This is a genomic window from Herbiconiux sp. 320_LB (genome assembly GCF_059691755.1).
Window position 1 is genome coordinate 26,198 of sequence record NZ_JCAWAD010000006.1, and the last position, 14,606, is coordinate 40,803.

Annotated in this window: 10 protein-coding genes; 6 read left to right on the forward strand and 4 right to left on the reverse strand. The window is 70.5% G+C overall.

Going from position 1 to position 14,606, the window contains the following annotated elements; genetic code table 11:
- Window positions 1–89: 89 nt before the first annotated feature.
- Window positions 90–662 (reverse strand): NADPH-dependent FMN reductase, encoded by a 573-nt coding sequence (locus AC59HU_RS15535; protein WP_497224329.1) that lies wholly within the window; start codon window positions 660–662, stop codon window positions 90–92.
- Complete coding sequence (locus tag AC59HU_RS15540) at window positions 659–1,459, reverse strand: IclR family transcriptional regulator domain-containing protein (RefSeq protein WP_497224330.1); 801 nt, start codon at window positions 1,457–1,459, stop codon at window positions 659–661. The genes AC59HU_RS15535 and AC59HU_RS15540 overlap by 4 nt, the downstream gene beginning before the upstream one ends.
- A 159-nt stretch (window positions 1,460–1,618) precedes the next feature.
- On the opposite strand from AC59HU_RS15540, the gene AC59HU_RS15545 reads away from it, so the two are divergent.
- Genes AC59HU_RS15545 through AC59HU_RS15565 form a run of 5 tightly spaced genes read left to right on the forward strand, consistent with a single transcriptional unit; the run spans window position 1,619 to window position 6,344 of the window.
- Window positions 1,619–2,809, forward strand: coding sequence for a CaiB/BaiF CoA transferase family protein (locus AC59HU_RS15545; RefSeq protein WP_497224331.1), 1,191 nt, complete (start codon window positions 1,619–1,621; stop codon window positions 2,807–2,809).
- Window positions 2,802–3,593 (forward strand): citryl-CoA lyase, encoded by a 792-nt coding sequence (locus AC59HU_RS15550; RefSeq protein WP_497224332.1) that lies wholly within the window; start codon window positions 2,802–2,804, stop codon window positions 3,591–3,593. Before AC59HU_RS15545 ends, AC59HU_RS15550 begins: the two co-directional genes overlap by 8 nt.
- 8 nt (window positions 3,594–3,601) lie before the next feature.
- A complete protein-coding gene (locus tag AC59HU_RS15555) occupies window positions 3,602–4,465 on the forward strand; it encodes a DODA-type extradiol aromatic ring-opening family dioxygenase (RefSeq protein ID WP_497224333.1) in 864 nt (287 codons plus the stop codon).
- On the forward strand, window positions 4,462–4,836 hold the full coding sequence (locus tag AC59HU_RS15560) for a hypothetical protein (protein WP_497224334.1): 375 nt from the start codon (window positions 4,462–4,464) through the stop codon (window positions 4,834–4,836). Before AC59HU_RS15555 ends, AC59HU_RS15560 begins: the two co-directional genes overlap by 4 nt.
- A gap of 50 nt (window positions 4,837–4,886) precedes the next feature.
- Window positions 4,887–6,344 (forward strand): amidohydrolase family protein, encoded by a 1,458-nt coding sequence (locus tag AC59HU_RS15565; protein ID WP_497224335.1) that lies wholly within the window; start codon window positions 4,887–4,889, stop codon window positions 6,342–6,344.
- Window positions 6,345–6,359: 15 nt separating this feature from the next.
- Here AC59HU_RS15565 and AC59HU_RS15570 read toward each other — a convergent pair whose 3' ends face one another.
- Window positions 6,360–7,253, reverse strand: a complete 894-nt coding sequence (locus AC59HU_RS15570; protein ID WP_497224336.1) for an amidase domain-containing protein — start codon at window positions 7,251–7,253, stop codon at window positions 6,360–6,362.
- A gap of 87 nt (window positions 7,254–7,340) precedes the next feature.
- Window positions 7,341–8,258 carry a M15 family metallopeptidase gene (locus tag AC59HU_RS15575; RefSeq protein ID WP_497224337.1) on the reverse strand — a complete coding sequence of 306 codons (918 nt, stop codon included), beginning with the start codon at window positions 8,256–8,258 and terminating at the stop codon, window positions 7,341–7,343.
- 262 nt (window positions 8,259–8,520) lie between these two features.
- Here AC59HU_RS15575 and AC59HU_RS15580 point away from each other — a divergent pair, with 262 nt between their 5' ends.
- Entirely contained in the window at window positions 8,521–14,595 is a 6,075-nt protein-coding gene (locus AC59HU_RS15580) for an Ig-like domain-containing protein (protein ID WP_497224338.1), read from the forward strand.
- Window positions 14,596–14,606 lie beyond the last annotated feature (11 nt).

Consider the following 14,606-nt stretch of genomic DNA (forward strand, 5'->3'; position numbering starts at 1 on the left):
GACGCCCTCGCCCGCAGACTGTCGCCGATCCGTCAGTTGTCGTCGCTATTCCGCCGGTTCAGCGACAACAACTGACGGGTCGGCGACACTCAGGCGAGGAGGGTCGCGAGCTCGGCGAGCTGCGCCGCCAGGGCCCGGTCGTGGCGGTCGGTGGGCACGAAGGCCCCGTCGATCAGGTGCTCGGCGACCCACGCGAGTTCGACGTTCGCGTGGATCCCGCGCATCCCGAGGTTGGCCAGCACCGGCTGCAGGGCGACGACCGCCCTCGCCCCGCCGGCGAGCCCGCCGTAGCTGACCAGGCCGACCGGCTTGCCGTCCCACTCGTGCACCAGGTAGTCGAGCGCGTTCTTGAGCGGCGCCGTGAAGCTGTGGTTGTACTCGGGCATCACGATCACGAAGCCGTCGGCCGAATCGACCAGCGCGCTCCAGCGCCGGGTGTGATCGTGCCGGTAGTCGCGAAGACGCGGATGCGCGGGCTCGTCCAGGAGCGGCAGCGCCAGCTCCTGCAGGTCGGCCACCTCCACCGCGAACCGGGAGGAGACCCGCGCGGCCTCGACCACCCACTCGCCGACCGCGCCGCCGACCCGGCCGGGGCGCGTGCTTGCGATGATCACGAGCAGCGTCGGGAGGCCGCCGTCTCCGAGCGTGGATTCGGCGCTCATCGGGCCAGCTCCGCGAGCGGGCGGCTCTCCCAGCGCGCCCAGTCGCTGCTGATCGCGCTCGCCGCCGTGAGCAGGTGCGGCAGATGCCGTTCGACGAGCGTCTCCACGCTCGTCTCGGCGGCGTGCGCGTTGACGTTGACCGCGGCGACGACCCGACCCGATCCGTCGCGCACGGGCGCGGCGACCGAGCGGATGGCGGGGCCGAGCTGCTGGTCGGTGAGCGCCCAGCCGGCCGCACGCACCTCGCGGAGCGACTCGCGGACCTCGTCCTGCTCCGGCCGCGACGCCGGGAGCACCCCCGAACGGCTCGGCAGCGCCAGCACCCGGTCGAGCTCGGCCGGGGAGAGGGCGGCGAGCAGAACCTTGCCGAGCGAGGTGACGGCGGCCGGGAAGCGGGTGCCGATCGAGACCTGCAGGGTGACGAGTTTGGGCACGGCGACCCGGGCGACGTAGACGATGTCCGACCCGTCGAGCTGCGCGAGCGAGCAGGACTCGCCGGTGCGGCGGCTCAGCTCGGTGAGGTGCGGGCGGGCGATCTCCCAGAGGCTGCTGGCCGAGACGTACGCCATCCCGAGGTCGAGCACGCGGGCGGTGAGTGAGAAGGTGCCGTTCTCGGCCCGCACGTACCCGAGCTCGGCGAGTGTCAGCAGGATGCGCCGCACGGTCGGGCGGGCCAGCCCCGTCGCGGCCGAAAGCTCGGCGAGGCTCAGGTTCTGGCCGGTGGTGCCGAACGCCGTGATGACGTCGAGCCCCCGGGCGATGGCCTCGATGAACTCGGGCCCTGTGGCGTCGCGCATGACCCTCCCGGCCGTTGGTCCGTTTTCGTGTACCCCATTCCTACCGCATCCGACCGCACCCTGAGAAGCCGAGAAGACTCTCTTGACACGTCGATACGGATGCATTTAGCTGTGCTCATCCGCACAGCGGACAGTTGACCGCATTCAAAGAGGAGTTCGATGGTCACCCCTTCCGGCCCGCTCGACGGACTCGTCGTCGCCGACTTCTCGCGCGTGCTCGCCGGCCCCTTCGCCACGCAGCAGTTCGCCGATCTGGGGGCCACGGTCGTCAAGGTCGAGAGCCCGGGCGGAGACGAGACCCGCTCCTGGGCCCCGCCCGAGCGAGACGGCGTCTCGACCTACTACCTCGGCATCAACCGCAACAAGTTCGACGTGGTGCTCGACTTCCGCGACGAGGGCGACCGCGCGGTCGCGCAGGAGCTCGCCCGTCGCGCCGACATCGTGATCGAGAACTTCAAGCCCGGCGGCCTCGCCAAGTTCGGGCTCGACTACGACTCGGTCGCCGCGGCGAACCCGGCCGTGCTCTACGCCTCGATCAGCGGCTTCGGCAGCGCCGGCGGCGCCTCCCTCCCCGGCTACGACCTCATCCTGCAGGCGATGTCGGGGCTGATGAGCCTGACCGGGTCGCCCGACGGCCCCGCCTACCGAAGCGGCGTCTCGGTCTTCGACGTGATGACCGGGATGCAGGCCACGATCGGCCTGCTCGCCGCGCTCGACCACCGGCGCCGCACCGGCGAGGGTCAGCACATCGAGGTGAACCTGCTCTCGACCGCCCTCGCGGCGATGGCCAACCACAGCTCGACCTACGTCGCCGGCGGGTCGGTGCCGTTTCGGATGGGCAACGCGCATCCGAGCCTGTTCCCCTACGAGCCGCTGCCGGCCAGCGACGGCGAGATCGTGGTGGTCGCCGCCAACGACGGCCAGTTCGCCCGGCTCGCCGAGGCCCTGGGCCGACCCGAGCTCGCGGACGACCCGCGGTTCGCCCGCACCGAGGACCGCAACCGCAACCGCGAGCTGCTGCGACCCGAACTGGTCTCAGCGCTCGCGCGGCACACCATCGCCGAGTGGTTCGACATCCTCACCGACGCCGGGATCGCCTGCGGGCCGATCAACACCATCGACGGCGGTGTGGCCCTCGCCGAACGGCTCGGGCTCGAACCGGTGGTCGAGGTCGGCGAGGGCGAGCGGGCGGTGCCCGTCATCCGCAACCCGATCCGCTTCTCGCGCACGCCCGCCCGGTACGACTCCCCGCCGCCCACGCTCGGTGAGCACGACGCCCAGGTGCGCGCCTGGCTCGCGGGGCCCGCATCCGCATCCATCGTCGACGCCTCCGGAGGACACCGTGGCTGAGTACCCCACCGCGATCGGCACGAGCGACACGGAGTCGATCTCGCTGCTCGGCCACGACCTGGCCGGCGAGCTGCTCGGGCAGATCTCGTTCGGCGAGCTGGCCTACTGGCTGGCGACGAAGCGCCGGCCCACCCCGGGCCAGCTCCGGGTGTTCGAGGCCGTGCTCGTCTCGCTCGCCGACCACGGCTTCACCCCCACCGCCATCGCGGCACGCCTGACGTACTACAGCGCGCCCGACTCGTTGCAGGGCGCGATCGCCGCGGGCCTGCTCGGCGGCGGCTCGCGCTTCCTCGGCGTGACCGAGGACACCGGGTTGTATCTGCACGGCATCATCTCCGGGCTCGGCGACACGAGCGACTGGGGAGACGGGGACTGGGATGCCGCCGCACTTGCCGCCCTGGAGGAGACCCGATCCCAGGGCGGCAAGATCCCCGGTCTCGGGCACCCGGTGCACAAGAACGGCGACCCGCGCACGCCGGTGATCATCAGGATCGCGGAGGAGAGCGGCGTGAAGGGCCCGCACCTGCGGTTGTTCGAGGCGATCGGCCGGGTGCATCCCGATCTGCTCGGCCGCACGCTCCCGTTGAACGGCGCCGGCGTCGCCGGAGCCGCCCTCGCGGATGCGGGTCTCCCCGTCGACCTCCTGCGCGGCTTCGCGCTGCTCGCCCGCACCGCGGGGCTGATCGGTCACCTCGCCGAGGAGCGGGAGAACCCGATCGGCCCGGCCGTCTACGCCGAGGTCGACCGCAACGCCGTCTACACCCCACCGGCCGAGAACGAATAGGACCCGACATGGCAGAACTCGCCGCCGTGCTCGCCACGACGCACCATCCCTTCTTCCTCAAGGCCACCGAGCTCACTCCCCCCGAGGAGCGGATGCCGCAGGCCGCCGAGTGGAAGAGCAAGGTCGAGGCCTACCGCGAGACGCTCACCGCGGCCGAGCCCGACATCCTGGTGATGGTCGGCGCCGACCACTTCCACCAGTTCTTCCAGGACAACTACCCGACCTTCCTGATCGGCAAGCAGCCGAGGTACGACGCCACCTTCTACAACGAGGAACGCGAGTTCGGCCTCCCGAAGTACCTGCTGGAGGGGCACGAGGACCTGTCCGGGTTCATGTTCCAGGGGCTGCTCGACCGCGGCTTCGACTTCTCGATCAGCCACGAGCTGAAGATCGACCACTCGATCATCTGCCCGATCATCACGACGCGGCCCGAGGCCGACCTGCCCGTCGTGCCGATCTACACCAACATCTTCGCCCCGCCGCTGCCCAGCCCGAAGCGCTTCTACGATCTGGGCCGGGCCATCCGCTCGATCATCGACGAGTACCCCTCGGACAAGAAGATCGCGGCGGTCGGCAGCGGGCACCTCTCGCTCGAGCTCGGCGGGCCCCGGCAGTTCGGCGAGACCGGCCCCGACCCCGTGTTCGACCGGAAGGCCATCGACTGGCTGGCCTCCGGCGACATCGAGGCCATCCTCGAGAACGTCACGCACGCGAGCATGGCGGGCGCCGGGAACGCGACCCACGGCTTCATGGACCTGATCCTGATGCTCGGGATCGCGGGCCCGATCGACGCCTCCTACGTCGACGAGCTCGACCTGTTCCACACCCGCGAGATGTACCTGACCTGGTACCCGGGAGGGGATCCCCGATGAGCGTCTACTACGTCAACAAGTTCCTCTACCAGGTCGACGGCGACCCGGGTCTGCTGGCGGCCTACAAGGCCGACCCGTCCGGGCTGATCGACCGCTGGGAGGCCGACTACGGCCGCCGGCTCGGCACGAACAACAGCGTCGAGACGACCACCTGGCTGCACTTCACCGAGGCCGAGCGCATCGCACTGGTCGAGCACGACTACGTGGCGCTGTTCGAGCTCGGCGCCCACTTCTTCCTCACCCTCACGATCTTCATCGCGATCTACGACGACGACTACAGCGCCGCCAGCGGACCGCTCTCGTTCCAGCGCGAGTACGCGGCCAAGCTCTCGCACTGGATGGGCAAGGACTACCCGACCGTCGCCCTCTGACCGCCCCTATCCCCTACTTCTCGTCTTCCCACCCGGCAAAGGAGCCGAACATGGCTGAAACAGCTCTCCCCACCGACGACCGTCCGGTCGTCTTCCGCGACGCCCTCGTCCTGACCATGGACGACCGGCACGAGATCATCCGGCACGGCGACGTGCTCGTCGCGGGCGACACGATCGCCGCGATCGGACCGGCGCTGACCGTGCCCGACGGCACCTTCGAGATCGACGCGGCCGGCGGCATCCTGATGCCCGGCATGATCGACACACACCGGCACATGTGGCAGACGGCGATGCGCGGGTACGGGGCCGACTGGACCCTCACCCAGTACTTCGTCTGGTACTACCTCGAGTACGGCACCCACTTCCGGCCCCAGGACATCTACGCCGGCAATGCGCTCTCGGCCCTGGACGCCATCGACGCGGGGGTGACCACGACGGTCGACTGGTCGCACGGCCTGCGCACGATCGAGCACGCCGAAGCCGCGTTGCAGTCGCTGCGGGACTCGGCGGGGCGCTTCGTCTTCGCCCCCGGAAACATCTTCGGCGCCCCGTGGGAGTGGGCGGCGAACCCCGACTTCGCCGCGTTCGTGAGGCGGGCCGACACCGGATCCGACCTGCTCCGGATGCAGCTGGCCTTCGACGTGACCGGCGACCCCGCCTTCCCCGAGCGCGGCGCCTTCGAGGTCGCCCGCGAGCTCGGGCTGCCGGTCACCACGCACGCCGGGGTGTGGGGTGCGACGAACGACGACGGCATCCGCCTGATGTACGAGAACGGCTTCATGACACCGGAGACCGTCTACGTGCACGCCGCGACCCTCAGCGACGACTCGTACCAGCGCATCGCCGCGACCGGCGGCTCGGTCTCCCTCTCGACCGAGAGCGAGCAGAGCTGCGGGCAGGGCTACCCGCCGTCGTGGGCGCTCCGCGAGCACGGCATCCCGATGTCGCTGTCGGTCGACACGAGCGTCTGGTTCTCGAGCGACCTGTTCACCGCGATGCGCTCGACCCTCGGCGCCGACCGGTCGTGGGAGCACGTGCAGGCCCACGAGAAGGGCGAGACCGTCACGCACTCGCACCTGCGGGCGGAGAACGTCGTCGACTGGGCCACCCGCGGGGGCGCCAAGGCGCTGGGGCTGGATGCGGTGACCGGCAGCATCGAGGTCGGCAAGAAGGCCGACCTGGTGCTGCTGAAGAACGACGGCTCGCCCTCGATGTTCCCGATCATGAACCCGTACGGGCACGTCGCGCTGCAGGCGGGGCGGGCCGATGTGCACACCGTGCTGGTCGACGGGCGGATCGTGAAGTTCGACGGCGCGCTCGTCGGTCAGGACCTCGCGAAGGCCCGGGCGGCGGTGGAGGACACGGTCGAGCACCTGCAGAGCGAGCTCGGAGACGCGGTCTGGGAGGCGGGGATGAATCCCGAGATCCCGGAGACGAAGGTGCTCGACAACCCGTACATGTACACCGAGTTCCGCACCGCGGCGACGCACACGGCGACGGAGGCCTAGGGCGGGAGGGATTCGCTAAGCAATCGACCAGAAGTGGGCGGTGCCACCGGGCTTCTCGACCGTGATGGCGTTGTCGAGGTCGCGGTACTGGGCGTCGAGGGTGTGACCGACCATGCCGATCGAGATCGTGCCGTCGGCGTTCGGGGTGACCTTGGAGACGATCATCGTGTGGTCGACGCCGTTGTCGTTCTGGGGATCCCAGTCGAACATCACAACGTCTCCGATCTTCACCTTGTCGCGCTCGTCGATCGACAGGCGCGTGGTGTCGGGCCGGGAGGCGTAGTAGGCATCCATCTCGTTGCCCCGGATCCAGCTGAAGCTGTAGTCGCCGGTGGTGGCGTAGTCGCTGTACCAGTCCGCGTCCTGCTGCCAGCCCCGGGCGAGCATGGCCTGGTTGACGAAGTTGCCGCAGTCGTTGTCGCTGAAGATCCCCCACTCGTCGAGGTTGTAGTCCTGCCAGTAGGTGAAGGCGTAGTTCATCTGGGCGTCGACCGGGGTCTGGATCTCGTAGGTGTAGCCGGCGGCATCCGTCGAGACCTCGGACCCGTCGGCCAGGGTCACGACGATCGGCACCTGGCCGGGCATGAAGTCGGTCGCCGAGGGGGCCACGACCTCGAGCGTGCCGTCGTCGACCACCGAGAAGGACGGCGCCGGAGTGGTCGCGAACGCCACGGCCGAGACGCCCTCGAAGCCGGAACCGGAGAGGGTGACGGTCTCGCCGCCGACGAGCGAGCCGGTCGCCGGAGCGACCGCGGAGACCCCGCCGGAGGACTGCGCCACGGTGATCTCATCGCGGGCTCCACCGGCGCCGGAACCGTCTCCCGCCGCCGAGCAGCCCGAGAGCAGGAGGGTCGCCGAAGCGGCGACGGCGGTGAGGAGGACGGTGACGCGGCGCATGCGGAGGGGCATGACTCCATGTCAGCACGGGAACATTTGTGCCCTCTATGAGGGACAGGACCCCAAAGGAAAGAGAGGGCTCTCCAGGACGCTCAGGGCTCAGCCGGCGTAGTCCGGCGCGGCCGGCAACCCGAAGAACTCCTCGAGGGTCGGGATGCCGTCCTGGTGCAGCTCGGTCGCGAGCGGCACGCCGACCCAGCGCCAGTGCCAGGGCTCGAACTCATACCCGGTCACCGGGGTGCCGCCGTCGGGGTACCGCAGTACATAGCCGAAGCGGTAGGCGTTGGCCTGGAGCCAGGCGTAGGCCGCCGTGCCGGCGAAGCAGCGGCCGTCGGTCGAGCAGCCCGAGACGGTGTCGAGGATGTCCATGGCGAAGCCGGTCTGGTGCTCGCTGTACCCGGGCCGCGCGCTGGTGAGGTCGGCGCCGGCCACTCCGAGCGAGTTGACGTAGTAGTTGTAGGCCTTCACCTGCACGCCGTACGAGCGATAGCCGCTCTGAGCGACCAGCTGCACGCCGATCTCGGTCTTCGCCGCGTGGAACATGTCCTCGAGCGCGGTCGCCGCCGCATCCCGCAGCTGGTACCCGTTCGGGTTCGGCATGTCGGCGGGCAGGTCGACGAGATCGGGCGGGGAGTAGTCGGCGCCGTTCTGGATCGGGCGGAGCTTGTTCACGATCACCCAGGGGCTCAGCGGGTCGTCGATCGAGTTCGCGCTGCGGTCGAACCCGGCCGGGGTCGTCGCGGCGGGCTCGGGGGCTGCGGGCACGGGGTCCTCCGTCGGCTGGGGGGAGAAGGAGGGGGCGGGCAGATCCGGCGACGCGGAGACGGGGCTGCGCGAGGAGGAGACCGGCGCCGAATCCGGCCCGTCGCCCGGAGACCACACCCCGGCGGCGGCCAGCGATCCCGCTCCGACGACCGCGGCCACCGCGAGCACCGCGGCTGCCGACCAGAGGGCGCGGACGCGGCGGGCCCGGCGTCGCTCGGTCGCGCGCACCATCCGCTGACTCGTCCTCGACACCGGGCCAGCCTACTGGGGAGGCGCTTCCGACCCTGGATGCGCAATGGGGAGTTCTACCCCCCGAATCGGGCACGGATGATTTGGGCCATCCGGCCGATCATGCTTGAATTGCGGATGTGCGGGGCTCCTTCCACCCGAAGGTCGGAGCCGCCGGTTCGCAGTGACCACCCAGGATCTGCCGACCCCGCTCAGCCTTACCCACACCGTATGAATCCGTTCTGAATGAATCCGTTCTGAATCCGTTCGACGATCCGGAGACCGTGTGAGGCTGTTCCAGGCGATCCGCCGCCATAAAGCGACCACTGCATCCGTTGCGACCATCGCCGCGCTCGCCGTGGGCGTCACGACGATGGCGTTCGTGTACGAGGGCGTCAAGACCGCCGACGTCGATCTGAACGACGGCGGCGTGTGGGTGACGAAGCCGGCCGGGCTGCTGCTCGGTCACCTCAACCACCCCGCCCAGGTCATCGACGGCGGCCTGCGCACCTCCTCGACCGACTTCGACGTGCTGCAGCACGCGGACACCGTGCTGCTGCTGGACAGCACCGGGGCCTCGCTCACGCCGGTGAACCCGCGCACCGTCGCGCTGGAATCGCCGCTCAACCTCCCGCCGCAGGCCTCGGTCTCGCTCGGCGGCCAGTCCGTCACCGTGCTCGACCGCGAGACCGGCAACCTGTGGGCCGGTCCGTCGAACCAGGCCGGCTCCATGCTCCTCGACCCCGACGAACCCCTGGCGGGACTCGGCGGCGGTGCCGCCGCGGTGGCCGACGTCGACGGCAATGTGCACGCGCTCTCCCGCTCGACCGGCCGGCTCGAGACCTTCCCGCTCGACGAGGCGGGCACCCTCCCGGAGGAACCCGAGACGGAGGCCTTCCCGGAGGTCGCCGACGACGCCCAGCTCACCCTGACGACCGTGGGCGACGACGCCGTGGTATTCGACGCGGCCACCGGCACGCTGCACCTCCCGGGCGGCGCCACGACGGTGCTGCCGGATGCGGAGGGCGGGGTCGTGCAGGCCTCCGGCCCCGCGTCCTCCGACGTGCTCGTCTCCACCGCGAGCGCCCTGATCCGTCAGCCCCTCGCGGGCGGCGACCCCACGGTCATCAGCACCACCGGTGAGCCGGGCGTGCCCGCCGCCCCCGTCTTCCTGAACGGATGCGCCTACGCCGCCTGGTCCGGCTCCGGCACCTACGTGCGCGACTGCTCCGGCGACCAGAACGACGTCGAGTCGACGATCGACGGCCTGGCGGCCAACGCCGAGCTCCGGTTCCGGGTGAACCGCGACGTCGTCGTGCTGAACGACCTCTCGACCGGAGTCGTGTACCTGGTGAACCAGGACATGAAGAAGGTCGACAACTGGGACGACATCGCTCCCCCGCCGCAGCAGAGCGACTCGAACGAGGAGGAGGACTCCACCCAGGAGGAGCTCCAGGTGCTCCTGCCCGACCGCACCGAGGAGAACAACCCGCCGACCGCGGTCGACGACCAGTACGGCGTGCGGCCCGGCCGCACCGTCATCCTCCCGGTGCTGGAGAACGACAGCGACCCCGACGGCGACGTGCTCACCGCGCAGCTGAAGAGCAGCCAGCCCTCGATCGGCGAGGTCCAGCGCATCCTGAACGGCGTGGCCCTGCAGATCGTGGTGAAGCCGGATGCGACGGGCACCGCGAACTTCGTCTACCAGGTCGACGACGGCCGGGGCGGCAGCGCCGAGGCCACCGTCTCCCTCACCGTGCGCAGCCCCGAGCAGAACTCGCCGCCGCGCCAGAACGCCGACCGGGCCCGGGCGGATGTGCTCGTCGAAATGGGCGCGACCGTCACCCACAATGCCCTCCCCGACTTCACCGACCCCGACGGCGACGACATGTACGTCGTCTCCGCGACCACCGGCACCGCCGACCAGGTGCAGTTCCGGGCCGACGGCGAACTCACCTTCACGAGCATCGACCCGAACGCCGGCCCGAAGGACGTGACGGTCACGGTCTCCGACGGCCGCTCGGAGGCCGAGGGCACCATCCGCTTCATCGTGCGCGACAAGGGTTCGCTCGCGCCGATCACGAACCCCGACCACGTCGTGACGCCCGCCGGCGAGCGCGTGACCGTCGCGCCACTGGACAACGATCTCAGCCCCTCGGGGGCGCCACTGCGGCTGGCCAAGGTGAACGAGGTGCCTGGCGCCCTGATCGAGCCCGACTACACCACCGGCACCTTCGGCTTCACGGCCCAGGCCGTCGGCGTCTACTACGTGCCCTACCTCGTCTCGGACGGCCCCAAGACCGCCGAGGGACTGGTGCGCGTCGACGTCATCCAGCGCGACAACACCGAGGCACCCCCGATCGCCGTGCGCGACACGGCCCAGCTGCCGGCCGGCCGCTCGACCCTGGTGAACGTGCTCGCCAACGACACCGACCCGAACGGCGGCATCCTCGCGGTGCAGTCGGTGCAGGTGCCCGCCGACGCGGGCATCAGCGTCGAGGTGCTCGAGCACGAGATCCTCCGCATCACCGACCGCCCCGGGCTGACCTCGCCGGTCACCATCACCTACACCGTGTCCAACGGCGCGGCCTCCGCGCGGGGCGAGGTCTTCGTGACCCCGATCCCGGCGCCGGCGCGCCTGCTGCCGCCGGTCGCGGTGGACGACGAGGTGACCGTGCGCGCCGGTGACGTGGCGACCATCCCGGTGCTGAAGAACGACTACCACCCCAACGGCGACGCCATCTCGCTCTCCGACACCCTGATCGACCCGCTCGTCGACCCCGCCGACGGCGAGATCTTCATCGCGCAGGACACCGTGCGCTTCAAGGCCGGTCCGGTCGCGAAGACCGTCTACGCCACGTACGAGGTGGTGGACTCCCAGAACCAGAAGGATGCCGGCTACATCACCATCCGCATCGTCGCGCCGGACGCCGGCACCAACTCGCCGCCGCGGCCGAAGGACGTGACGATCCGCGCCCTCCAGGCCACGAGCGTGCGCATCCCGATCCCGCTCGACGGGATCGACCCGGACGGCGACTCGGTCTCCCTGGTGGGTCAGAACTCCGCGCCCACGAAGGGCCGCATCACCGAGGTCGGCGAGTCTTGGCTGGTCTACGAGGCCTATCCGTCCTCCACGGGGACCGACACCTTCACCTATGTGGTGCGCGACAAGCTCGGCGCCACGGCGACCGCGACCGTGCTCGTGGGCATCATCCCGGCCAGTGAGGCCAACCAGGCGCCGTACGCCGTGAAGGACATCGTCTCGGCGCGACCGGGACGCACCCTCGCCGTCGACGTGATGGCCAACGACAACGACCCGGACGGCGACCCGCTCTCGATCCGCTCGGACGGCCTCGAGGCCCCCGACGGCATCACGGCCTCGGTCGAGGGCGGCCGCGTGATGGTCACCGCGCCCGACGAGGCCGGCGACTACACGCTGCAGTACACGATCGTCGACCGCTGGGGCGCCTCGGCGACCGGAGCCCTGCTGCTCCAGGTGAGCCCGCAGGCCCCGCTCGCGGCGCCGATCGCCCGCGACGACGTCGTGCCCGTGCCGGACGCGCTCGACCGCCCGTACGTCGACGTGAACGTGCGCGAGAACGACGACGACCCCGACGGCACGATCGACGGCCTCACGGTCTCCTCGGCCGACGCCGCCGCGACCCCGCTGCCCGACGGCAACCTGCGCATCCAGCTGCTGCCGACCTCGCAGATCATCACCTACACCGTCACTGATCAGGACGGCCTGACGGCGTCGGCGTTCGTCTTCGTGCCGGGGCTCGACGACCTGCCGCCGGTGCTGAAGCCCGGCATCGAGCCGATCGTCGTGCACGACGGCGAGACGGTCGACGTCGAGCTCTCCGACTACGTGCTGGTCGGCGAGGGCAAGACCGCCCGCCTGACCGAGGCCGACAAGGTGCGGGCCTCGAACTCGAACGGCGACCCGCTGCTGGTCGACGAGAACACCATGCGCTACACGCCGAAGCCGCGCTACGACGGCCCGGATGCGCTGAGCTTCGAGGTGACCGACGGCACCAGCGTCGACGACCCGAACGGCAAGAAGGCGACCCTCGTCATCCCGATCACCGTCATCTCGGACTACAACACGCCGCCGACCTTCGTCGGCGCCACCGTCGACGTGGCCGCGGGCGACGGCGAGGGCACGGTCGACCTGCGCTCGAAGTCGGTGGACCCGGACGAAGGCGACCTGGAAGCCCTCACCTTCGCGATCGCCGGCGCGCTGCCCGCCGGGGTCTCCGCGCGGATCGACGGTGCGAACCTCGTGGTCACCGCCGCGCCGGACGCCCCGAAGAACACCTCCAACCTCGAGATCGACGTCTCGGACGGCGTGAACTCCCCCGTGCGCGGTCTCGTGACGGTCAACGTGCTCTCGAGCGTGCGGAACCCCCCGAGCGCCACCGACGACGTGGTGGATCGGGCCGACCAGGGCAAGACGGTCTCGGTTCCCGTGCTCGCGAACGACTACAACCCGTTCCCCGACAAGGCGCTGACGATCACCCGCGCGACGGTGGAGACCGGCTCGGGTCAGGCCGCGATCTCGGGCGACTCGATCGACGTCACCCCGGACGCGAGTTTCGTGGGCACGATGGTGGTCAAGTACTCCGTCATCGACGCGACCGGCGACCCGGCCCGCACGGCCGAAGCGCGCATCCGGCTCACGGTGCAGGGCCGACCCGACACCCCCGCGACGCCGACGGTGACGAGCATCCAGGACCGCACGGTCGTGCTCTCCTGGACCCCGCCGGTGAACAACGGCGCCGAGATCACCTCGTACACGGTCGCGAGCCCGCAGGGCTACACCAAGCAGTGCGCCTCGACGACGTGCACGCTCGACGGGCTGACCAACGACGTGGAGTACACCTTCACGGTCACCGCGACCAACGCGGTCGGCACCTCGGACCCGTCGCCCTCCTCGGGCGTCGCCCGCCCGGATGCACGGCCCGACCAGCCGCAGCCGCCGACCCTCGTGTTCGGCGACAAGAGCCTGACCGTCAACTGGGTCACCCCGCCGACGCACGGCTCCGCGGTGATCGCGTACAACCTCGAGATCTCGCCGGCTCCTGATCGCGGTGCCGCCTCGCGGTACGGCGTGACCGGCAACACCCTGGTCTGGGACGGCCTCGCGAACGGCACCTCGTACACCGTGCGGGTACAGGCCGTGAACAAGGCCCCCGAGCCCAGTGACTTCAGCGCCTTCTCGGCGGCGGAGATCCCCGCCGGGGTGCCGGACGCCCCGGGCGCGCCGACCACCTCGCGGGTGGAGTCCGTCGGCTCCGAGGCGCAGATCCAGGTCAACTGGAACGCGCCGGCCGCGAACGGCGACGCGATCTCGGGCTACACCCTCGTGGTGCAGGGCGGTGCGGAGTCCCGCACCATCCCGGTGCCCGCGGGCACGACCTCGCAGACGGTGAGCCTCAAGACCTCGGAGGCCGGCTACACCTTCACGGTCGCGGCGACGAACAAGGCCGGAACCGGATCGCCCTCACCGGCCTCCGCCCCCCGGCGCGCGTTCAACGCACCGGAGGCCCCGGTGCTGACCTCGGCACAGGAGGGCGACAACGCGATCGTGAACATCGCCTTCACCAAGGGCGCGCGCAACGGCGCCTCCGAGGGCGAGATCACGTACCAGTACCGCTTGAACGGCGGTGGGTGGGCCACCCTCAGCGGCACGAGCGTGTCGGCGTCGAACAACACGACCTACACGATCGACCTCCGCGCGGTCGCCACGGCCGACGGATCGACCTATGCCAGCGGGGCCAGCAACCAGATCGGCAACCTGCGGCCCAACGGCACCCCCGGCGCGCCTAAGGTCTCGAAGGACGCGGGCACGACGAGCGTGTCGTTCAGCTGGACCCCGCCGGGCCCGAACGGCCGGGCGGTCACCGGATCGCAGTACCGGATCAACGGTGGCGGCTGGACCGACGCGGGCCCGAGCGGCAGCGTCTCCGCGGGCAACGACTACGACCAGACCTTCACGATCGAGGTGCGCGCGGTCGACGAGGTCGGCCGGACCGGGCCCACCGACTCGGCCACCGCCTCGACCTCGGCACGCCCGCAGCCGAAGGTCTACGTCTCCCGCGGCAGCGCCTGCAGCTCGGCCGACCAGGGCTCCGGCGGCGTCAAGAACTGCTACCGGCTCTACATCACGACGTCGGGCTGGACGGGTGGCGGCAACGTGACCTGCCGGTGGGGCGGCAGCGGATACAGCGAGTCGATCCCGAAGAACGGTGGCAAGGAGACCCTGTGGTGGTCCGAGGACACCCCGGGCACCGGCTACTCGCTGGAGGACAACGCCGCGCGGATCACCTGCGACGGCGTGCAGGCCCAGGCACGACGATGAACCAGACCGAA

Excerpts from the sequence above, each read along its gene's own strand:
- AC59HU_RS15570 (WP_497224336.1), bottom strand. The coding sequence starts at position 7,253 with ATGCCCCTCCGCATGCGCCGCGTCACCGTCCTCCTCACCGCCGTCGCC.
- AC59HU_RS15540 (WP_497224330.1), bottom strand. The coding sequence starts at position 1,459 with ATGCGCGACGCCACAGGGCCCGAGTTCATCGAGGCCATCGCCCGGGGG.
- AC59HU_RS15545 (WP_497224331.1), top strand. The coding sequence starts at position 1,619 with ATGGTCACCCCTTCCGGCCCGCTCGACGGACTCGTCGTCGCCGACTTC.
- AC59HU_RS15560 (WP_497224334.1), top strand. The coding sequence starts at position 4,462 with ATGAGCGTCTACTACGTCAACAAGTTCCTCTACCAGGTCGACGGCGAC.
- AC59HU_RS15565 (WP_497224335.1), top strand. The coding sequence starts at position 4,887 with ATGGCTGAAACAGCTCTCCCCACCGACGACCGTCCGGTCGTCTTCCGC.
- AC59HU_RS15535 (WP_497224329.1), bottom strand. The coding sequence starts at position 662 with ATGAGCGCCGAATCCACGCTCGGAGACGGCGGCCTCCCGACGCTGCTC.
- AC59HU_RS15555 (WP_497224333.1), top strand. The coding sequence starts at position 3,602 with ATGGCAGAACTCGCCGCCGTGCTCGCCACGACGCACCATCCCTTCTTC.